21 protein-coding genes are annotated in these 19,810 nt (G+C 73.1%); 15 read left to right on the top strand and 6 right to left on the bottom strand.

What is annotated here, in order from left to right; all coding sequences use genetic code 11:
* Window positions 1-12 precede the first annotated feature (12 nt).
* Entirely contained in the window at window positions 13-1,761 is a 1,749-nt protein-coding gene (locus HD595_RS07285) for a DEAD/DEAH box helicase (protein ID WP_253766841.1), read from the top strand.
* Window positions 1,762-1,872: 111 nt separating this feature from the next.
* On the opposite strand, the gene HD595_RS07280 is transcribed toward HD595_RS07285, so the two are convergent.
* The gene (locus HD595_RS07280; RefSeq protein ID WP_253766839.1) at window positions 1,873-2,931 is read right to left on the bottom strand and encodes a LacI family DNA-binding transcriptional regulator; all 1,059 of its coding nucleotides are present in this window, start codon (window positions 2,929-2,931) and stop codon (window positions 1,873-1,875) included.
* A gap of 73 nt (window positions 2,932-3,004) precedes the next feature.
* Between HD595_RS07280 and HD595_RS07275 the strand changes: the two genes are divergently transcribed.
* On the top strand, window positions 3,005-3,181 hold the full coding sequence (locus HD595_RS07275) for a hypothetical protein (RefSeq protein ID WP_253766837.1): 177 nt from the start codon (window positions 3,005-3,007) through the stop codon (window positions 3,179-3,181).
* 112 nt (window positions 3,182-3,293) lie between these two features.
* Here HD595_RS07275 and HD595_RS07270 read toward each other — a convergent pair whose 3' ends face one another.
* From HD595_RS07270 to HD595_RS07260, 3 genes are all read right to left on the bottom strand, one after another.
* The gene (locus HD595_RS07270; protein ID WP_253766835.1) at window positions 3,294-3,926 is read right to left on the bottom strand and encodes a hypothetical protein; all 633 of its coding nucleotides are present in this window, start codon (window positions 3,924-3,926) and stop codon (window positions 3,294-3,296) included.
* Between the two features lie 128 nt (window positions 3,927-4,054).
* Window positions 4,055-4,624, bottom strand: a complete 570-nt coding sequence (locus tag HD595_RS07265; protein WP_253766833.1) for a nicotinamidase — start codon at window positions 4,622-4,624, stop codon at window positions 4,055-4,057.
* A 15-nt stretch (window positions 4,625-4,639) separates the two neighbouring features.
* On the bottom strand, window positions 4,640-5,917 hold the full coding sequence (locus HD595_RS07260; RefSeq protein WP_301310040.1) for a nicotinate phosphoribosyltransferase: 1,278 nt from the start codon (window positions 5,915-5,917) through the stop codon (window positions 4,640-4,642).
* A 52-nt stretch (window positions 5,918-5,969) separates the two neighbouring features.
* On the opposite strand from HD595_RS07260, the gene clpS reads away from it, so the two are divergent.
* From clpS to HD595_RS07235, 5 genes are all read left to right on the top strand, one after another.
* Window positions 5,970-6,263: an ATP-dependent Clp protease adapter ClpS gene (gene clpS / locus HD595_RS07255; protein WP_253766829.1), complete on the top strand. Its 294-nt coding sequence runs from the start codon at window positions 5,970-5,972 to the stop codon at window positions 6,261-6,263.
* 10 nt (window positions 6,264-6,273) lie between these two features.
* A complete protein-coding gene (locus tag HD595_RS07250; protein ID WP_175594010.1) occupies window positions 6,274-6,795 on the top strand; it encodes a DUF2017 domain-containing protein in 522 nt (173 codons plus the stop codon).
* Window positions 6,796-6,804: 9 nt separating this feature from the next.
* A complete protein-coding gene (locus tag HD595_RS07245) occupies window positions 6,805-7,206 on the top strand; it encodes a M67 family metallopeptidase (RefSeq protein ID WP_253766827.1) in 402 nt (133 codons plus the stop codon).
* 137 nt (window positions 7,207-7,343) lie between these two features.
* A complete protein-coding gene (locus tag HD595_RS07240; RefSeq protein WP_253766824.1) occupies window positions 7,344-7,616 on the top strand; it encodes a MoaD/ThiS family protein in 273 nt (90 codons plus the stop codon).
* 1 nt (window position 7,617) lies between these two features.
* Window positions 7,618-8,565 carry a PLP-dependent cysteine synthase family protein gene (locus tag HD595_RS07235; RefSeq protein WP_253766822.1) on the top strand — a complete coding sequence of 316 codons (948 nt, stop codon included), beginning with the start codon at window positions 7,618-7,620 and terminating at the stop codon, window positions 8,563-8,565.
* 71 nt (window positions 8,566-8,636) lie between these two features.
* Here the strand turns inward: HD595_RS07235 and HD595_RS07230 are convergent, their stop codons facing one another.
* The gene (locus tag HD595_RS07230) at window positions 8,637-10,565 is read right to left on the bottom strand and encodes a DUF3352 domain-containing protein (protein ID WP_253781086.1); all 1,929 of its coding nucleotides are present in this window, start codon (window positions 10,563-10,565) and stop codon (window positions 8,637-8,639) included.
* A 184-nt stretch (window positions 10,566-10,749) separates the two neighbouring features.
* Between HD595_RS07230 and HD595_RS07225 the strand changes: the two genes are divergently transcribed.
* The 3 genes from HD595_RS07225 (at window position 10,750) to HD595_RS07215 (ending at window position 13,177) form a co-directional block, all read left to right on the top strand.
* Window positions 10,750-11,541: a thioesterase family protein gene (locus HD595_RS07225; protein WP_253766820.1), complete on the top strand. Its 792-nt coding sequence runs from the start codon at window positions 10,750-10,752 to the stop codon at window positions 11,539-11,541.
* Window positions 11,542-11,604: 63 nt separating this feature from the next.
* Window positions 11,605-12,456 (top strand): glutamate racemase, encoded by an 852-nt coding sequence (gene murI / locus HD595_RS07220; protein ID WP_253766818.1) that lies wholly within the window; start codon window positions 11,605-11,607, stop codon window positions 12,454-12,456.
* Window positions 12,425-13,177, top strand: a complete 753-nt coding sequence (locus HD595_RS07215; RefSeq protein ID WP_253766815.1) for an MBL fold metallo-hydrolase — start codon at window positions 12,425-12,427, stop codon at window positions 13,175-13,177. The genes murI and HD595_RS07215 overlap by 32 nt, the downstream gene beginning before the upstream one ends.
* A gap of 16 nt (window positions 13,178-13,193) precedes the next feature.
* On the opposite strand, the gene HD595_RS07210 is transcribed toward HD595_RS07215, so the two are convergent.
* The gene (locus HD595_RS07210; protein WP_301309460.1) at window positions 13,194-14,435 is read right to left on the bottom strand and encodes an MFS transporter; all 1,242 of its coding nucleotides are present in this window, start codon (window positions 14,433-14,435) and stop codon (window positions 13,194-13,196) included.
* A gap of 68 nt (window positions 14,436-14,503) precedes the next feature.
* Here HD595_RS07210 and rph point away from each other — a divergent pair, with 68 nt between their 5' ends.
* The 5 genes from rph to HD595_RS07185 all read left to right on the top strand — a co-directional run bounded on the left by rph (window position 14,504) and on the right by HD595_RS07185 (window position 19,701).
* Entirely contained in the window at window positions 14,504-15,223 is a 720-nt protein-coding gene (rph, locus tag HD595_RS07205; protein ID WP_253766811.1) for a ribonuclease PH, read from the top strand.
* Complete coding sequence (gene rdgB, locus HD595_RS07200; protein ID WP_253766809.1) at window positions 15,220-15,816, top strand: RdgB/HAM1 family non-canonical purine NTP pyrophosphatase; 597 nt, start codon at window positions 15,220-15,222, stop codon at window positions 15,814-15,816. Before rph ends, rdgB begins: the two co-directional genes overlap by 4 nt.
* Window positions 15,817-15,908: 92 nt before the next feature.
* Window positions 15,909-17,633, top strand: a complete 1,725-nt coding sequence (locus tag HD595_RS07195) for a molybdopterin-dependent oxidoreductase (RefSeq protein ID WP_253766807.1) — start codon at window positions 15,909-15,911, stop codon at window positions 17,631-17,633.
* A gap of 135 nt (window positions 17,634-17,768) precedes the next feature.
* Window positions 17,769-19,406, top strand: a complete 1,638-nt coding sequence (locus HD595_RS46650; RefSeq protein ID WP_253766805.1) for a toxin glutamine deamidase domain-containing protein — start codon at window positions 17,769-17,771, stop codon at window positions 19,404-19,406.
* Window positions 19,407-19,431: 25 nt separating this feature from the next.
* Complete coding sequence (locus tag HD595_RS07185) at window positions 19,432-19,701, top strand: hypothetical protein (protein ID WP_253766803.1); 270 nt, start codon at window positions 19,432-19,434, stop codon at window positions 19,699-19,701.
* Window positions 19,702-19,810 lie beyond the last annotated feature (109 nt).

Raw genomic sequence — 19,810 nt, 5'->3', positions numbered from 1 at the left:
AGAGGTGATGCGGTGAGCACCTTCGCCGCGTCCCACCTTTCCCCCTCCTATCCCGACCGGGCCGCCTGGGGCACCGCCCCCAAGCTCCGCGCGTGGCAGGAGCAGGCGTTCGACCTCTACACGAGGCGTGAGCCACGCGACTTCCTCACCGTGGCGACCCCGGGCGCGGGCAAGACGACCTACGCCCTGCGGATCGCCAGCGAGCTGCTGGAGCGGGGAGTGGTCCGGGCGATCACCATCGTCACCCCCACCGAGCACCTCAAGCGGCAGTGGGCCGACGCCGCGAGCCGGGTCGGCATCGGCATCGACCCCGAGTTCAAGAACAGCCAGGGCACCACCTCGCGCGACTACATCGGCGTCGCGGTCACCTACGCCCAGGTCGCCATGCACCCGGCCCTCCACCGGGCGCGCACCGAGGCGCGCAAGACGCTGGTCATCTTCGACGAGGTCCACCACGCCGGCGACGCCAAGTCGTGGGGCGACGGCATCCGCGAGGCGTTCGAGCCGGCCACCCGGCGGCTCCAGCTCACCGGCACGCCGTTCCGCTCCGACGACAACCCGATCCCGTTCGTCTCGTACGAGGAGGACGCCGAGGGGCTCAAGCGCAGCGTCGCCGACTACTCCTACGGCTACGGCCCGGCCCTCGACGACGGCGTCGTCCGTCCCGTGATCTTCCTCGCGTACTCCGGCGAGATGAAGTGGCGCACCAGGGCCGGCGACGAGATCGCCGCCACGCTCGGCACCCCGCTCACCAAGGACCAGCTCTCCCAGGCGTGGCGCGCCGCGCTCGACCCCAAGGGCGACTGGATCCGGCAGGTCATGCAGGCCGCCGACCGGCGGCTCACCGAGGTGCGCCGCGGCGTGCCCGACGCCGGCGGCCTGGTCATCGCGACCGACCACGAGACGGCCCGCGCCTACGCCCGCCACCTGCGCAACATCACCGGCGAGGGCGCCACGGTCGTGCTCTCCGACGACCCGGGCGCGTCCAAGAAGATCAAGGCGTTCGCCGCCTCGCAGGACCGCTGGCTGGTGGCGGTCCGCATGGTGTCGGAGGGCGTCGACATCCCGCGCCTGTGCGTGGGCGTCTACGCCACCTCGACCTCGACCCCGCTGTTCTTCGCCCAGGCCGTCGGGCGCTTCGTGCGCGCCCGCAAGCGCGGCGAGACCGCGTCGGTCTTCCTCCCCTCGGTGCCGACCCTCATGGGGCTGGCCAACGAGATGGAGGTGGAGCGCGACCACGTTCTCAACCGCCGCCCGCCCGAGGACGGCCTGGACGACAGCCTCCTGGAGGAGGCCAACCGCAAGAAGGACAACCCCGACGTCCTCGGCGACGAGCTGCCGTTCGAGACGATGGAGACGTCCGCGACCTTCGACCGGGTGCTGTTCGACGGCGGCGAGTTCGGCACGGGCGCCGCGGTGGGCTCCGCCGAGGAGGAGGACTTCCTCGGCCTGCCGGGGCTGCTGGAGCCCGACCAGGTGGCCACGCTGCTGCGCAAGCGCCAGTCCGAGCAGCAGGCGGCCAAGCGGCGGCAGCCCAAGGAGGAGGAGCCGGCGCTAGCGGCGCACGAGCGGATCGCCGAGCTCCGGCGCGAGCTCAACGGCCTCGTAGGCGCCTGGAACCACCGCACGGGCCAGCCGCACGGCGTCATCCACTCGGAGCTGCGGCGCGCCTGCGGGGGCCCGCCGATCGCCCAGGCGACGGCCGAGCAGATCCAGGAACGCATCGACAAGATCCGCCACTGGGCCACGCAGCGCCGCTGACCACCGCACGACGGCCGGGCCCTTGCCGAAGGGGCCCCGGCCGCCGACCGTCGGCCGCCGGCCGTCGGCCGGCGCGGAGGCCGTCAGCGCTGCTCCGGGGGTGGAGAGCGGTCAGGGCGGCTCCGGGGGTGGGGGAGCGGTCGAGGCGCGCACGATCAGCTCGTGCGGGAACAGCACGCGTCCGGGCCGCGCGGGCGCGCCCCCGAGCAGCAGGCGGCCCGCCTCCGCGCCGATCTCCTGCTTGGCCTGCCGGATCGTGGTGAGCCCGGCGTCCTGGGCGGCGCTGTCGGAGAAGCCCACCACCGACAGCTCACCCGGGACGTCCAGCCCGAGGTCGGCGGCGGCGTCGAGGACGCCCAGGGCGAGGACGTCGGTGTTGGTGAGGATGGCCGTCGGCCGCGGGTTCGCGGCCAGCAGGGCGTGGCCCGCCTGCCTGCCCGCCTCGCGGGAGTTGCGGCTCAGCTCGTAGAACGGCACGCGCGCCCAGTCGACGCCCGCCTCCTCGGCCGCCGCCTGGTAGCCGTCGCGCCGGCCGCGCATGGCCTCGAAGGTCGCCGCCCTCTGCCGGGACACGTCGGACCAGCCGATGTGGCCGTCGTCGTGCAGCCCGACCATGGCCACGCCGAGGCGCCGGTGTCCCAGCTCCAGGACGTGCCGGGCGGCCAGCGCACCGGCGGCCGGCTCGTCGATGCCGAGGAAGGGGTGGCCGGGCACGTACGGCTCGTCCACCACCACGACGGGCAGCTTCCTGGCCAGCACCTCGTCCAGCGCGGGGTGGCCGTCGGGCAGCGAGACGACGCAGAACGCGTCCACCACGGCGTTGCGCACCGGCTCGGTCCGCTGGTCGCCGCGCGGCAGGGGCAGGATGAGCAGCCCGACGCCGGCGTCCTCGGCGGCGGTGGCCAGGCCCTGGAAGAAGCCGACGGCGTAGGGGTCGGCGAACGCGTAGGCCAGGGTCTCGCTGAAGAGCAGCCCGAGCGCCCCGGCCCGGCCGAGCCGGAGGGACCGCGCGGTGGGGTTGGGCCCCGCGTAGCCCAGCTCGTCGGCCACCTCCATGACGCGCCGCCGCAGCTCCGCGCTGACCTGGTCGGGCCGTGAGAACGCGTAGGAGACCGTGGCCCGCGACACGCCCAGCCTGTCGGCGATCGTCTGCAGCGTGACCTTGGCCATCCCCCAACCGTAGCGGAGCTCCTTGCGACGCCGTTCTTAATCAATTAAGGTCTTAATTGATTAAGGAGGCAGGATGGACGCCATGCAGGTGCTCGCGCACCAGACCGCGATGGGCTACCGGGACTCGTTGCACGAGGCGCTGCCGGACGCGCCGGTCAGGGCGTCGCGGAGCAGGGCCCAGGTCAGGCGGCGGCTGGCCGGCGCGCTCCGCTCGACCGCCGACCGCCTCGACCCGGTCGCCGCCTGCTAGCCGTACCGGCCGCGCGGGCTCGGGCAGGCCGTAGGGGGCTCGGGCAGGCGGCCGGGAGCTCGGACGGGCCGCGGAGGGCTCGGACGGGCGGCCGGGGGGCTTGGACAGGTGGTCAGGTGGCGCGGCGGTGGGCCGTGCCGGGGGCGCCCGCAGGGACGGCCTGGGCGGGGATGCGGTGGCCGGACCTGCCGTCGATCAGGACGTAACGGCCGGTGTGCCCGTGACGCGCGACTCCGGCGGACCGGACGTGGCCGCCCGCCGCGCCGGCGAGCGGCACCCGCAGCGACGCCCGCCCCTCCTCGACCCGCACGGGCACCGTCGTCGCGCCCCTCTGGTCCGCGGGGCTTCCTTCGGGAACGCCCGGGAGCGCCGCGCCGGGAGCGGGACCCTCGTGCAGCCACACCGTGAGCCTGCGCCCGTCGGCGCGCAGCACCACGTCGGCCGTCGCGCACTCCCCGGCCGTCGCCGGCCACGACAGGACCAGCCCGCCGCGCCGTCCCTCCACCCGCCCCGCCTGGGGGACGGGCTCCCGCGCCGCGCACTCCGCCCGCGTCCGCTGTGACGCCGCCACGGGCGCGTCGTGCGGAGCGGGGACGCGGGCGGCGTTCGTGGCGATGGTCGCCACCTCCAGCAGGGTCAGCGTCATGACCGCGCCGGCCCGGGCCCACACCCGCCCGGAGACGAGCACCCACAGGCTGAACGGGCCCAGGACCAGCCAGGCCAGGCCGAGAGAGATGACGAGCATGGAGCGACCTCACACCGGGGACGAGACACGTGACTCTCCGTGTTACTTCGCCCTCGCCGCCGACGCTCCGGCTTGACGATCCCCTGAACGATCCATGGCCGATCGTGTACGACGCGCAGTCGTGCGCGTCAGCCGACGATCGGAGCGCCGACGAGGACGACGCCCGCGGCCTCCATCTCCGCCAGCGCCACGTCCGTCGTGCCGCGGGACACCCCCGCCGTCAGGTCCAGCAGCACCCGTACGGCCAGCCCGTGCTTGACCGCGTCGAGCGCCGTGAACCGCACGCAGTAGTCGGTGGTGAGCCCGGCCACGTCCACCTCGTGCACCCCGTGCTCGGTCAGCCACTCCGCCAGGCTCACCCCGTCGCCCGAGGCGCCCTCGAAGCCGCTGTAGGCCGCCGCGCGGGCGCCCTTGCTGAAGACCTCCTCGACCGCCGCCACGTCCAGCGCCGGGTGGAAGTCGGCGCCGGGAGTGCCCGCGACGCAGTGGTGCGGCCAGCTGTCCACGTAGTCGGGGCTCTCGGAGAAGTGCGCGCCCGGGTCGACGTGGTAGTCGCGGGTGGCCACCACGTGGTCGTAGGGGTGGTCGGCCACGTGCCGGGTGATCGCCGCCGCGACCTCCGAGCCGCCCGCGACGGCGAGGCTGCCGCCCTCGCAGAAGTCGTTCTGCACGTCAACAAGGATCAAAGCGGTGCCCATAAGAGGCACGATACGTCAGGCGAATTCCGTAGGAATCGCCGCATATCCCCGCCCCAGGTGAAGGGCCTCCTGGGGCAGGGTCGCGATCCGCTCGGCGTGCCGGGCGCGGGCGTCGGCCAGCGGCTCGCGGCCCACGGGCTCGCCGCCGCGCACGAGCTCGCGCAGCAGCGGCATGCCGCCCTGGGGAGCCTCGTCCGAGGTGGTGATCAGCTCGGTCTCGGCGCGGCCCTGGTCGTCGAACAGCCGGTACGCGTACTTGCGCCCGCCGCGCGACGGCTTGCCGACCGAACGCTTGGCGACCGGCTCCAGCTCGCCCGTGGCGGTCTCGCGGGCCACCAGCTTGTAGACCATCGCGGCCGTCGGCACCCCGGACCCGGTCACCAGCGAGGTGCCCACCCCGTAGCCGTCCACGGGGGCGGCGGCGAGCGCGGCGATGGCGTACTCGTCGAGGTCGGAGGTGACGAGGATGCGCGTGTCGAAGGCGCCGAGCGCGTCGAGCTGCTCGCGGACCTCCTGGGCCGCGGCGGCGAGGTCGCCCGAGTCGATGCGGACGGCGCCCAGCTTGGTCCCGGCCAGCTCGACGGCGGTGCGCACGGCCTCGGCCACGTCGTAGGTGTCGACGAGCAGCGTGGTCTCGGGCCCCAGGGAGGCGATCTGCGCCTCGAACGCCTCACGTTCGGAGTCGTGCAGCAGCGTGAAGGCGTGCGCGGCCGTGCCGGCCGTCGGGACGCCGTACAGGTGACCGGCCATGAGGTTCGAGGTGGAGGCGAACCCGGCGACGTAGGCGGCGCGGGCGGAGGCGACCGCGGCCCGCTCGTGGGTGCGGCGCGAGCCCATCTCGATGAGGGGCCGCCCGCCCGCGGCGTTGTGCATGCGCGAGGCGGCCGAGGCGATCGCCGAGTCGTGGTTGAGTATGGACAGGATCATGGTTTCGAGCAGCACCGCCTCGGCGAACGTGCCCTCGACGACCATGATCGGGGAGGCCGGGAAGTAGAGCTCCCCCTCGGCGTATCCGCAGATGTCGCCCGAGAAGCGGTACTCAGCCAGGAACTCCAGGGTGGACGCGTCCACCACGCGGTTCTCCCGCAAGAAGGTGAGCTGTTCCTCACCGAAACGGAAGTGCCGCAGCTCGTCGAGGACGCGGCCCGTCCCGGCGACGACGCCGTAGCGCCTCCCGCCGGGCAGATGCCGGGCGAACACCTCGAAAACGGCGCGCCTGTGGGCGGCGCCGCTTCGCAGAGCCGCCTGCAGCATCGTCAGCTCATAGTGATCAGTCAGCAACGCGGTGCTCATGGGCAATGTCACGACTCGAAGACTACGGCGGAGGTAGGGCAGGATGGTGAATGTGGGTAGCACCGCTCCAATCGCCGTCGAGCGTCCGTCATCGGACGTCCGGCCCGATCTGCCGTGGGTGACGATCGTCTGGAACGACCCGGTCAACCTCATGTCGTACGTGACGTACGTGTTCCAGACCGTCTTCGGCTACACCCGCGAGAAGGCCGAGAAGCTCATGCTGGACGTCCACCACAAGGGCAAGGCCGTCGTGTCCAGCGGCACGCGTGAAGAGATGGAACGCGATGTGCAGATTCTCCACTCCTACGGCCTGTGGGCGACGGTCCAGCCGGACTCGATCAAGTGAGGCGGCGCGCGTGAGCTCGGGTTTCTCGTCGAAGGGCGGCGTCGTCGTCGCCGAGTTCGAGGCGCCGGAGGTGGCGATCCTGCGCTCGCTGGTGGAGCTGGTGCTCGGCCTGGTCGAGCCGGGGGAGACCGGCGACGACCCGCTGGAGCGCGCCCTCGGCATCGGCGCGGGCGAGGCGCCGTCCGATCCGGTGCTGGCCCGGCTGTTCCCCTCGGCGTACGACGACACGGGCGACGCGGCCGAGTTCCGCCGCTACACCGAGGCCACGCTGCGCGACGGCAAGCGCGCCGACGCGCGCACCATGCTCGACACGGCCCGGCCCGGACGCACGGAGCTGACGCCCGAGCAGGCCCAGGCGTGGCTGCGCGCGCTCAACGACGTCCGGCTGACCCTCGGCGTGCGGCTGGAGGTGACGGAGGAGGTGCACGAGGAGATCGCGACGATGTCCGAGGACGACCCCCGCTACCCCGCCTACGTGACCTACGACTGGCTCACCTACCTCCAGGACACCCTGGTCCGGGCCCTCTGGTAGCTTCCGGGCATGCTGACGATCTCGCAGGAACTCGCGGACAGGATCATCGCCCACGCGCGTGCCGATCATCCCGACGAGGCGTGCGGTGTGATCGCGGGACGCGGCGGCGTGCCGGAGCGTTTCGTCCCGATGGAGAACGCCGAGCGCTCGCCCACCTTCTACCGTTTCGACTCGATGGAGCAGCTGCGCGTCTGGCGCGAGATGGACGACCGCGACGAGGAGCCCGTCGTGATCTACCATTCGCACACGGCGACCGAGGCGTACCCGTCGCGCACCGACATCTCGTACGCCTCCGAACCCGACGCCCACTACGTGCTCGTCTCGACCCGTGACGAGCAGGACGTGGAGTTCCGCTCCTTCCGGATCGTCGACGGTGTCGTCTCCGAGGAAGAGGTAAGGTTCATCCCATGATGGTCCGGCCGGTGCAGAGCTTTCTCTTCGCGCACACCCCGGCTGTCGTCGTCTACGACTGTCGCTGACCTGGAATTCGCATCCAGCCGTCGGCGTTGCCGCCGATGGGACGACCCGACCTGAGGAGACAGAGCGAGATGGCCATCGAGGTTCGCATTCCGACCATCCTGCGTAACTACACCGGCGGCGCCAAGGCCGTGTCCGCCGAGGGCGCCACCCTCGACGAGCTGATCAGCAACCTGGAGTCCGCCCACCCCGGCATCAAGGAGCGCCTGATCGACCAGGGCAACCTGCGCCGGTTCGTCAACGTCTACCTGAACGACGAGGACGTCCGCTTCCTCGGCGGCCTCGGCACCCCGGTGTCCGACGGTGACACGGTGACCGTCCTCCCGGCCGTCGCCGGCGGGTGACATGCGCTTCGATTCGCTGATCGAGTCGGTCGGCCGGACCCCTCTGGTCGGGCTGCCCCGGCTCTCGCCCGCGCCGGACGTGCGCGTCTGGGCGAAGCTGGAGGACCGCAACCCGACCGGCTCGATCAAGGACCGTCCGGCGCTGTGGATGATCGAGCAGGCCGAGAAGGACGGGCTGCTGACCCCCGGCTGCACGATCCTGGAGCCGACCAGCGGCAACACCGGCATCTCGCTGGCCATGTCCGCCAAGCTCAAGGGCTACCGGCTGATCTGCGTCATGCCGGAGAACACCTCCGAGGAGCGCCGCCAGCTCCTGCGCATGTGGGGCGCCGAGATCATCTCGTCGCCGGCGGCGGGCGGCTCCAACGAGGCCGTGCGCCGGGCCAAGGAGCTCGCCGCGGCCAACCCGTCGTGGGTGATGCTCTACCAGTACGGCAACCCGGCCAACTGGCGCTCCCACTACGAGACGACCGGCCCGGAGATCCTGGCGGACCTGCCGACGGTCACCCACTTCGTCGCCGGGCTCGGCACGACCGGCACGCTCATGGGCGTCGGGCGCTTCCTGCGCGAGCACGTGCCCGGCGTGGCGATCGTGGCGGCCGAGCCGCGCTACGGCGAGCTGGTCTACGGCCTGCGCAACGTCGACGAGGGCTTCATCCCCGAGCTGTACGACGAGTCGGTGCTGACCACCCGCTACTCGGTGGGCTCGGCCGACGCGCTGCGCCGCACCCGCGAGCTGCTCGCCAGTGAGGGCATCTTCGCCGGCGTGTCCACCGGCGCCGCCCTGCACGCGGCGCTCGGCGTAGCCGCCAAGGCGGTCAAGGCGGGGGAGCGGGCCGACGTGGTGTTCGTGGTGGCCGACGGCGGGTGGAAGTACCTGTCGACGGGCGCGTACGAGGGCACGCTCGACGAGGCGGAGGAGCGGCTGGAGGGCCAGCTCTGGGCGTGAGACGCCCCTGAACGACGGAGAAGGCGGCCGGCGTGGAGCCGGCCGCCTTTCGTGCCTCATCCCCGTGGGGGTCAGTTGAACAGCAGCCGCAGGGAGAACGTCGCGTCCGTGCTGGTCTGCGTGCCGCTCAGGCCGACCGCGCGCAGCACCTGGGCGTTGGCCTTCTCCTCGCCCTCCATGTTCTGCAGGTAGTACTTCTCCACCTTGTCCAGGTCGACGAAGACCGCGAACGTGGCCTTGTCGGCGTCCGGGACGGCCGTGGTGAAGGTCTCGCTGTCGCCCAGCGTGCCCTCCTCCGCGAGCTTCTTGGCGTACTCGTCGGTGGTGGCCACCGTGAACGTGCCGTCGCCGGCGACCTTGGCGAGCTTGGGCGCGGGCTGTCCGCCGGCGGCCATGGCCTTCTCGACCTTGTCGTAGACGGCCTGCGCCTTGGCGGCGTCGGTGACGATGCGGACGCCGCCCTTGATCTGGTCGCCGTCGAGCCCCTCGCTGTCCACGGCCACCGTGAGGTTCTTGCCGAGGATCGTGGCCAGGTCGTCCGGGAGCTGAAGGCCGTAGGTCTGCTTGGCCTGCTCGACGAACTGCTTGAACTCGGCGCCGCCGGGGGTCGCCGCCATCGACTTCTCGATGTCGGCCCACTTCTTGGTGACGATCTGGTCGAGGCCGGAGACGGACAGCGCGCCGGCGGTGGAGGCGGGCAGCGTGCTCAGCCTGGCGCCCTCCAGGTCGCCGTCCACGAGGCCCTCGGCGCCGCGCACCACGCCCGCCAGCTCGGCGTACGCGCTGTCGAAGCGCAGCGCGCCGGCGAAGCGGGCGTTCTTCACCTGCTCCAGCGCCTTGGCCTCCTCGGCGTCCATGTCCTCGGCGGCCAGCTTGCCGATCTCGCCGATGCGGGTCCAGAAGGACAGCACGCCCTGCTCGCCCACGGCGTCGAGGTCGTCGGAGAAGTCCGGGGCGGTGGCCAGGCTGCCGCTCTCGGCGGCGTACTTGTCGGCCTTGGCCTGCTCGTCGGTGAGCAGCGCGTAGTCGTCGCGGAAGGCGATGCCGTACTTCTCGTCCTTGCCCATCAGCTTGGCGATGCCGGCCTTGGCCGCGTCCTCGTCCTTCACCTGGACGGCCACCGCGAACTCCGGCTCCTTGCCGCCCGCCGCCGGCGGCATCACGGCCACGCCGATCCGGCTGCCCAGCCACGGGTCCACGTCGCGGGCGAAGTCCATCTTGGCCAGGTTGTCGTCGCCGCCGTCCTTCTTGAGGGCGTCGAACAGGGCCTGGCGGGGGTCCTCGCCGGTGAACGCGTCCTTGGTCACGGAGAACTTGCGGCCGATCTGGAACAGCGCCAGCTTCTGGTTGGCGGCCGGGTCCAGGTCGAGCCGGGCGTAGGCGATCGCGTTGGGCGGCAGCACGTCCTGCGGCTGCGTGCCGCCGCCGCCGATCGCGCCCACGGCCCAGACGGCGCCGCCGCCGAGCAGCACCACGGCCAGGGCGGCGGCCACGGCGATGATCCAGCCCTTGCGGCTCTTGCCGGCCGGCTGCGCGGGGCCGAACCCTTCGGGCCCCTGCTGCTGCCATCCCTGCTGGGCGTGCCCCTGCTGGCCGTAACCCTGCTGCTGGTTCTGCTGGCCGTAGCCCTGCTGGAGGTAGTCCTGCCGGCCGTAGCCGCCCTGCTGTGGGCCGCCCTGCTGGGGGCCGTAGGGCTGCTGGCCGTAGCCGGCCTGCTGGCTGAAGGCGGCCTGGCCGTGGTCGGGCTGCCCGTACGTGGGCTGGCCGTAGGACGGCTGCTGCTGCCCGTAGCCGGACTGCTGCCCATACCCGGGCTGCTGCCCCGAGGACGCCTGCTCCCCGTACGGGGCCTGCTGGCCGTACTGACCGCCCGCGTACGGCTGCTGCGGCGGGTACGGCTGGCCGAGCGGCGCGGTCTGGTTGGGGGGCTGCTCCTGGCTCCAGCGGTAGGCCGTCGTCCGATCAGGATCCTGGCCATGAGGGGGATTATTCGCAGACATCACTCAACTCACAATGTGGACTTATGACCACAGGCAAAGTAACGGATGTTGCTGTACGGGCGCTTGCAATGCACTGAAGACTTCGTCGCGCCGGCCGTTTGCCCTGCTCGGCCCGCCGAGATCGGCATGGCGTAGAGTATGCGAGCTACTAGAATATAGTTCGGTACCGTGTGAGGCAGGGCTGATGACCAAGTTCGACGAGGCCACGCAGGCGATCAGGGTCGACGAGACCACCTATGACGTCTGTCTCGACCCCGGCTACGCCATCGGCGGGCCGCTCAACGGCGGCTACCTCATGGCCGTGCTCCTGCGGGCCGTGGTGGACTCCTCGCCGTTCGAGCACCCGGTGAGCACCACCGCCCAGTTCCACCGCTCCCCGGCCGCCGGTCCGGCGCGGGTCCGGGTCGAGCAGCTCAAGGCGGGCAAGACGGTCGCCTTCACCCGCGCGTCGCTGGTCCAGGAGGGTGTCACCCAGATCGAGGCGCTGGTGACGACCGCCACACTGCAGGACGATGAGCCGACATATGCCGACGAAACCGGATATGTCATGCCGCGACCTGAAGACTGTGTCCGGCTGCCCGACCCCAAGCCCGAATCCGGCATGACGCTCAACGCCCAGCTCGACATGCGCTTCGACCCGCCCACGATCGGCTGGCTGAGCGGCCGGCCCACCGGCAGGCCCGAGTCGCGGGCGTACTTCCGGATGGCCGAGCCCCAGGACCCCGACCCGTACGTGCTGGCCCTCGCCGTCGACGCGCTCCCGCCCGTCGTCTTCTCCGCCGGGGCGCGCGGCTGGGCGCCCACCGTGGACCTGACCTGGCACCTGCGCGCCCTGCCCGCGCCCGGCTGGCTCACGCTCATCGGCAGCGGCCGGCTGGTCTCCGGCGGCTGGTTCGACGAGGAGGTGGAGGTCCGCGACGGCCGGGGCCGTCTCGTGGCGCAGTCCCGGCAGTTGGCGCGCGTGGGACGGGGGTGACACGAACGCACTGTGAGCATTCTTACGCAGTGCGCAGGACGCGGGTCGCCTACCCTCTGAGACGTGCCAGACGCGAGCATCGGGATCTTCGACAGCGGGGTGGGCGGCCTGACGGTCGCCCGGGCGATCATCGACCAGCTTCCCCACGAGTCCATCACCTATGTGGCCGACACGGCGCACCAGCCGTACGGGCCCAAGAGCATCGCCGAGCTGCGCGCGTACGCCCTGGAGGTGATGGACCACCTCGTCGCCGACGACGTCAAGATGCTCGTCATCGCGTGCAACAGCGCCAGCTCCGCCGTGCTGCGCGACGCCCGCGAGCGCTATGACGTGCCCGTGGTCGAGGTGATCCAGCCCGCCACCCGCCGCGCGGTGCGGGCCACCCGCACCGGCGAGGTCGGCGTGATCGCCACCCGCGCCACCATCGCGTCGATGGCCTACCACGACGCCTTCGCCGCCGCCCCCCACGTACGCCTGACCAGCGTGGCCGCCCCGCGCCTGGTCGAGTACATCGAGCGGGGGGACACGACGAGCGAGGAGGTCATCGAGGCGGTCCGGGAGTACCTCGTGCCGATCCGCGAGGCCGGGTGCGACACCCTCATCCTCGGCTGCACCCACTACCCGCTCCTCACCGGCGCCATCTCCTATGTCGTCGGCGACGGGGTCACGCTGGTCTCCAGCGCCGACGAGACGGCCAAGGACGTCTATCGGATCCTGCACGACCGTGGCCTGGCGGCCGGAAGCGACGTCACCCCCCGGCACCGCTTCCGCGCCACCGGCGACTCCACGCTGTTCGCCCATCTGGGACGGCGTTTCCTGGGCCCGGAGATCGACGCGGTCGAAGTCACACCAGTGGGGGGTACGACCAGCAACGGAGGCCCACATGAAGGTGACCATCATCGGCTGCTCGGGTAGTTTCCCGGGCCCCGACAGCCCCGCGTCGTGCTACCTGGTCGAGGCCGAGGGGTTCCGGCTGCTGCTCGACTTCGGCTCCGGCGCCCTCGGCGCCCTGCAACGGCACATCGGCCTGTACGACGTGGACGCCATCTGCCTGTCCCACCTGCACGCCGACCACTGCCTCGACATGTGCGGCTACCACGTGGCGCGCACGTACGGCCCCGAGGCGCCGTACCCGCGCGTGCCCGTCATCGCCCCGGCCGACGCCTCGAAGCGGCTGGCCGCCGCGTACGGCATGCCGGACGAGCCGGCGCTGGAGACGGCCTTCGCGTTCAGGACGCTGACGCCCGGCACGTTCGAGGTGGGACCGTTCACGCTGACGGCCCGCCTGGTCAACCACCCCGTCGAGGCGTACGGCTTCCGCGTCTCCCACGGCGACCGCTCGATCGCGTACTCCGGCGACACCGGAGAGTCGGCCGAGCTGGTGAAGCTCGCCGAGGACGCCGACCTCATGCTCTGCGAGGCGTCCTTCGTGGACCGTCCAGGGCTGCCCGACGGCCTGCACCTGTCCGGCCGCCAGGCCGCCGTCCACGCGGCCAAGGCCCGCGCCGGAAGGCTGGTGCTCACCCATCTCGTGCCGTGGAACGACCAGGCCGCCGTGCTCGACGACGCCTCCCGCGGCGGCTACGGCGGCCCGATCGAGCTGGCGCGAAGCGGCGCCGTCTACGACCTGGTCTGAGGTCCGGCTCGGTGTGTCACGGTTCGGCGCGGGCCTGGTCGAAGTCGCGCATGCGCGGCAGCGGCGAGAACAGCAGCGGCACGAACGACACCAGCCGGCCGCACATGAACACCCAGAGCGCCGTCCGCACCCCGACGTGCTGGGCCACGAGCCCGCCGAGCAGCGCGCCCACCGGCATCGTGCTCCACACGACGAAGCGCACCGTGGCGTTGACCCGGCCCAGCATGCCCTCCGGCGCCACCGACTGCCGGTAGGTGAGCTGGCCGACGTTGTAGAGGATCGCCCCCCAGGACAGGGCGATCGACGTGACGGTGAAGAACGACACGCGCCAGTCGGCCTGCGTCATCGGGAGAAGCAGGCCGAACGGCGAGGACACGGCGATCGACAGCCACGTCACCCGGGCGGTGCCGTACCTGGCGAACAACCGGCTCCCGGTGAGCCCGCCGAGCAGCCCGCCCACCGCGCCCGACATCAGCAGCACGCCGATCACGCCCGGGGCGAGCCCGACCTCCTCGGCCAGGAACAGCACCGACAGCCCGAGCACGGCGCTGATGCACAGGTTCGTGCCGGCGGTCGTGGCGACGATCGCCCGCAGCAGCCGGTCGCCCCAGACGAACACCAGCCCCTCGCGGATGCCCCGCCACATGCCGTTCGGCCGGTCCTGCGCGCGCACCCGCCGCTCCGGCGCGCGGATGGAGGCGAGGAAGAGCGCCGAGCCGAGGGAGGCCAGCGCGGTGGCGAGCACCGTCAGCGGCGGGCCGAGCGCCTGCACCAGCACCCCGCCGAGGCTCGGCCCGGCCAGCGCGCCCCCCGAGCGCACGAACTCCAGCTTGGAGTTGCCGCTGCTCAGGCTCTGCCGGTCGACCAGCTCGGGCAGGTACGTCTGGTCGGCCACGTCGTCGAACACCTGGGCCGTGCCCGCGAGCAGCGCCACCACGAGCAGCATCCCGATCGATAACAGGCCGAGCGCGTACGCGACCGGGACGCTGGCCAGCAGCACGAACCGGACCAGGTCCGCCGCGATCATGACGCGGCGCTTCGACAGGCGGTCCACCCACACGCCGGCGGGTAACCCGATCGCCAGGAACGCCGCGGTTTGCAGGGCGGACAACAGGCCGACCTCGAAGGCGCCGGCATGCAGGACCAGAACGGCGACCAGCGGGAATGCCACCCGGGAGATGTTCGACCCGAGTTCGTTGGCCACATGTGAGCTGAGGAACCTGATGAAGTCAGGGCTCCGCAACACCCCCGTTGTCATTGCGTAAGGATCCATGTGGCGGACACTTGCGGTCAAGAGCGTCACAGCGCGGAGATAGGGTGAACTGCATGTCTCGACAGGATGGCCGCGCCCCCGACCAGCTACGCCCGATCACCATAACCCGGCGGTGGCTCGCCCACGCCGAGGGCTCGGTGCTCGTCGAGTTCGGCGGCACGCGGGTGCTGTGCGCCGCCTCGGTCCAGGACAGCGTGCCGCGCTGGCGCCGGGGCAGCGGCCAGGGGTGGGTGACCGCCGAGTACGCGATGCTGCCCCGCGCCACCAACACGCGCAACGACCGCGAGTCGGTCCGCGGCAAGATCGGCGGGCGCACCCACGAGATCTCTCGGCTGATCGGCCGCTCGCTGCGGGCCTGCGTCGACTACAAGGCCCTCGGCGAGAACTCCATCCTGCTCGACTGCGACGTCCTCCAGGCCGACGGCGGCACCCGCACCGCCGCGATCACCGGGGCGTACGTCGCGCTGGCCGACGCCGTCGCCTGGATGCGCGAGCGCAAGATGTGCCCGGGCGACCCGCTGGTCGGCTCCGTCTCGGCCGTCTCGGTCGGCGTCGTCGGCGGCGTGCCGCTGCTCGACCTCTGCTACACCGAGGACGTGGCCGCCGAGACCGACATGAACGTCGTCATGACCGGCTCCGGCAGCTTCGTCGAGGTGCAGGGCACGGCCGAGGGCGCCCCGTTCGACCGCGGCGCGCTCGACCAGCTGCTCGACCTGGCCGCGGCCGGCTGCGAGGAGCTGACGCTGATCCAGATGGAGGCGCTCGGACGATGAAGATCGTGCTCGCCACCCGCAACCCGGGCAAGATCACTGAGCTGCGCCGCATCCTGTCGGGCTTCGACATCGTGGGGCTGGAGGAGTTCCCCTCGATCGGCGACGTGGCCGAGACCGGGGTGACGTTCGAGGAGAACGCCCTGCTCAAGGCGCACGCCGTCGCCCAGGGCTCCGGGCTGCCCGCCGTGGCCGACGACTCCGGCCTGTGCGTCGACGTGCTGAACGGCATGCCGGGCGTCCTCTCCGCCCGCTGGTCCGGCCGCCACGGCGACGACCAGGCCAACCTCGACCTGCTGCTGGCGCAGGTCTCCGACGTCCCCGCCGAGCGGCTGACGGCCCACTTCGCGTGCGTGGCGGCGCTGGCGCTGCCGTCGGGGGAGACGCGGGTGGTCGAGGGCGACCTGCCCGGACGGCTGGTCGCCACGCCGCGCGGGTCCAACGGGTTCGGGTACGACCCGATCTTCGTGCCCGACGGCGAGACCCGGACGACGGCGGAGATGGCGCCGGAGGAGAAGGACGCGATCAGCCACCGGGGCCGCGCGTTCCGCGCCCTCGCCCCCCTGGTGCGCGACCTGCTCTCGCCGTCCGCCTGACGCGCCTCGCCGGGGTCCTCCCGGCGACTCACCGGGGTCCCGTAACCGGCGCGTAAGAACCGGAGGGCGGGGCCCGGCGTAGCGTCGGAACCGTGCAGAGGACATACAGGGCGCCCGCGTGGGCGGGCGCGCTCGCGGGCCTGACGGCCGGGGCGGTCGCGCTCGGGATCGCCCAGCTCGCGGCCGGTATCTTCGGGCCGAGGACGTTCCCGGTGGTGGCGGTGGGCGACGTGGTGGTCGACCTGACGCCCGCGCCGGTCAAGGACTTCGCGATCAACGCGTTCGGGGCCAACGACAAGACCGTCCTCGTCGGGGGCGTGCTCGTGGTGCTGGCCCTGATCGCCGCCGGCCTGGGGGTCGCGGCGCTGCGGCGGCCGGTGTACGGCGACGCGGGCCTCGTGGCGTTCGGCGTCGTGGGGGTGCTGGCGGTGCTGACCCGGCCCGGGGCCGGGGTCGTGGGGGTGGTGCCCACGGTGGCGGGCGTGGCGGCGGGCATGTGGACCCTGCGGGCGCTCGTCCGGCGCGCGGGTCTCGCCTTCGGGGAGCCTGCCGCGTACGAGGGGGCGGACGCTCCGTACGAGGGGGCGGACGCTGACGCGGATCGGACGGTCGCCGGCGGCAGCGCGGCGGAGGGCGAGCCCGGGACGCCGGTCGGGACCGGGACCGGGACTGTGAGCGGGACTGGGGGTGAGCCTGAACCCGAGGCGATGCGACCTGTGGTGATGCGGCCGGGGGCGTACGGTGCCGGCGGGTTCGACCGGCGCAGGCTGCTCACCGGGGTCGCGGGTGGCGTGGTGGTGGCGGGGGCGGCCACCGTGCTCGGCCGGACCCTCGGGAGCCGCCAGGCCGTGGACACCGCCAGGGGCGGGCTCGCGCTGCCGGCGCCCGCCACGCCCGCGGCGCCGCTGCCCGCCGGGACGGACTTCCGCATCGGCGGCCTGTCGCCCTTCGTCACCAGGAACCGGGACTTCTACCGGGTGGACACCGCGCTCGTCGTCCCGCAGGTGGACCCGCGCGCCTGGCGGCTGCGCGTCCACGGCATGGTCGACCGGCCGATCGAGCTGACCTTCGACGACCTGCTCGGGCGTCCCCTCACGGAGGCCGACATCACGTTGACCTGCGTGTCCAACCCGGTCGGCGGCGAGTACATCGGCAACGCCCGCTGGCTCGGCGTCCGCATGGCCGACGTGCTGCGCGAGGCCGGGCTCCAGTCCGGCGCCGACATGCTCCTGTCCACCTCCGAGGACGGCTTCACCTGCGGCACCCCGGTGGACGTGGTCATGGACGGTCGGGACGCGCTGTTCGCCGTGGCCATGAACGGTGAGGTGCTGCCCGTGGACCACGGCTTCCCGGTGCGGCAGGTGGTGCCGGGACTGTACGGGTACGTCTCGGCCACCAAGTGGGTGGTGGACGTGAAGGTGACGCGCTTCGACCGGGACGAGGCGTACTGGACGCCGCGCGGCTGGGCCGCCAAGGCGCCGATCAAGACGCAGTCGCGCATCGACCTGCCCCGGCAGGGGGCCGCGCTGCGAGCGGGCCGGACGACCGTCGCCGGGGTCGCCTGGGCGCAGCACACGGGGATCGAGGCCGTGGAGGTGCGCGTGGACCGCGGGGAGTGGCGGCGGGCGCGCCTCGCCGCGGTGCCGGGGCCGGACACGTGGCGGCAGTGGGCGCTCGACTGGGACGCCGTGCCCGGCCGCCACACGATCGAGGTACGGGCCACGGACGCGGCGGGCCGTACCCAGGCGGAGCAGCAGGCGCCGCCCGCCCCGGACGGCGCGACCGGTTGGCACACGATCACCGTGCAGGTCGCCTGACGGGTGCGCGCTGTCCCGCTTCTCCGCGTTTGTGCAGGTAAGGCGGGTGGATCGTGGTGGCCCAACTTGCCGAGTGCCCCTCCTGGCCCGGACGGCGGCCCTACGATCGGCGTCGAGCACGACAGGAGGCAGGACGTGACCCGCGACCGCAAGTCCCGCGCCCGGTGGGTCCTTTCCGAAGGGCGCTACGACCCGGTGGTGGGGGACGGCGTGCGATGGCGCGACTACGAGCGCGCCGCCGCCCCCACCCCCACCGACCCCGGCCCGCCCGACCCGGCCGCGCCGGACCCCCGATCACCGGCCCTCGCCGTGCTCCTGGGGGAACGCTCACCGGACGACCTCCTGCCGGACGCGCCGGCGGCGTTCCCGCCCGAGCCGCCTGACGCGTCGGCGGTGCCCTCGCCCGGGCGGCCTGACATGTCGGTGGCGTTCTCGTCCGCGCGGCTGGAGGCGGACGCCCTCCCGGCGCACCCGCCGGCCTCGCCCCCGGCGGGGTGCGCCACGCCCGGAGACGGTCGCGCCGGTGACCTCGCGGGCAGGGCTCCCTGGGAGTTCCCCACGCCGGACCCCACGAGAGACCGCACCAGGGACGCCACGAGCCACCTCGTCGGGGCTCCCCCGAGCGGCGCCGCGCCGGACAAGGCATCGGCCATCGCGCGGGACGACGCCCACAACACCTCGGCCGGCCCTGGGCAAGGCGACCTCCGCGGCACCACGCCTGACGCCACGCGGGGCGACTCTCACGTCCCCGCGCTCGACGCCATGCGAGGAGACGCCCGCGCCACCGCGCTCGACGCCATGCGGGGCGGCCTTCGCGGCACCACGCCTGACGCCATGCGGGGCGGCGTCCGCGACACCTCGTCCGACGCCACGTGGGGCGGTTCTCGTGGCCCCTCGCCCGACACCATGCGGAGCGGCGTTCACGACGCCGCACCCGACGTCCTGCGGGGTGACGTTCGCGACGCCACGTCCGTCACCATGCGGGGTGACGTTCGCGACGCCACGTCCGGCACCACGCGGGGCGACATCCGCGGCACCGCGACGGACGGTGTTCGGGCGGCGGCGTGGGCGGCCCCCGGTCATCGGCCGCCGACGGGTCCGGCCGGGTGGGCGGCGGCGGCCGGGGGAGACCCGGGCCGGCCCGTGGCGGCCCCCGACTGGTTCGACGGCCCCGCCAGGCCGCCGCGGCTGTCCGACTGCCGCCCGTACGGCGCCGCGGGAGGGCTGGCGCGTCCCGACCCGCAGGTCGAGCACGACCTGCGCCGAGCCGTCCCGCCCGGCACCCGCTTCCCCGACCCGCGCGGCACCTGGGTGCGGCTCATCAACGGCGGCGGCCCCGCCGACGACCCGTTCCGGGCCTCCAACGCCGCCGACTGCGCGCTCGCCGTGCTGTCCACCTGGCACGGCGAGCCCGCCGCCGCGGCGCCCCGGCATCCCGAGTACGACCGGCTCGGCCGCCCGGTGCTGACCGGCGAGACGGGCGGGGCGGCCAGGATCGAGCGGTGGGTCGGGCACCGGTTCGAGTACGCCGGTCACGGGCGGCACGCCTACCCGCTGGTGGCGCGGCGGCTGATCGAGGCCGGGCACGGGGCAGCGGCCATCATCGTCGTGCGCTGGCCGGGAGGCGGCTCCCACGCGTGGAACGCCGTGAACTTCGGCGGCGAGGTCATCTGGATCGACGCCCAGCGCGGCCACATGGCGGTCGATCCTCCCTACACGACGGTGACCGGGGTGTTCTGCGTCATCGTCGACCGGTACGGGCGGCCGCGGTGAGCCGCGGCGGGCAGGGGTGAGCGCCGTGGACCTCGACCAGGCCAGGGCGGTGGCGGAGGAGTACTTCAACGGGGTGCGGCCGGTGGACGACCCGGTGCGGGTGGGGGTCCACGGGTTCGGCGAGGGGTACGTGGCGTGGGTCCGCGAGCCCGACCCCGACGACCCGGCCACGCTGCCGGGCACGGTCGGGGGCGGCTGCATCGTGATCGACCGGGTGTCCGGGGAGATCGTGAGCCGTCCCCTGCTCGACCCGGAGACGGTGGCCGAGCTGTGGCCCGGCCGTACCCCTCGCTGAGATCCCTCCACTGAGATTCCTCGCGGCGCGCGGCCCCGGATCGGCCGCCCGCGAGCGCGCCGCCGATCGTCGCGCGGCCGGGGTCAGCCGCTCACGAGGGAGTGGCCGA

The sequence above is a fragment of the Nonomuraea roseoviolacea subsp. carminata genome (assembly GCF_024172185.1).
GTDB classification, from domain to species: domain Bacteria; phylum Actinomycetota; class Actinomycetes; order Streptosporangiales; family Streptosporangiaceae; genus Nonomuraea; species Nonomuraea roseoviolacea.
Note: the sequence above shows the minus strand (reverse complement) of the source record. Positions and strands in the feature narration are given on the sequence as shown.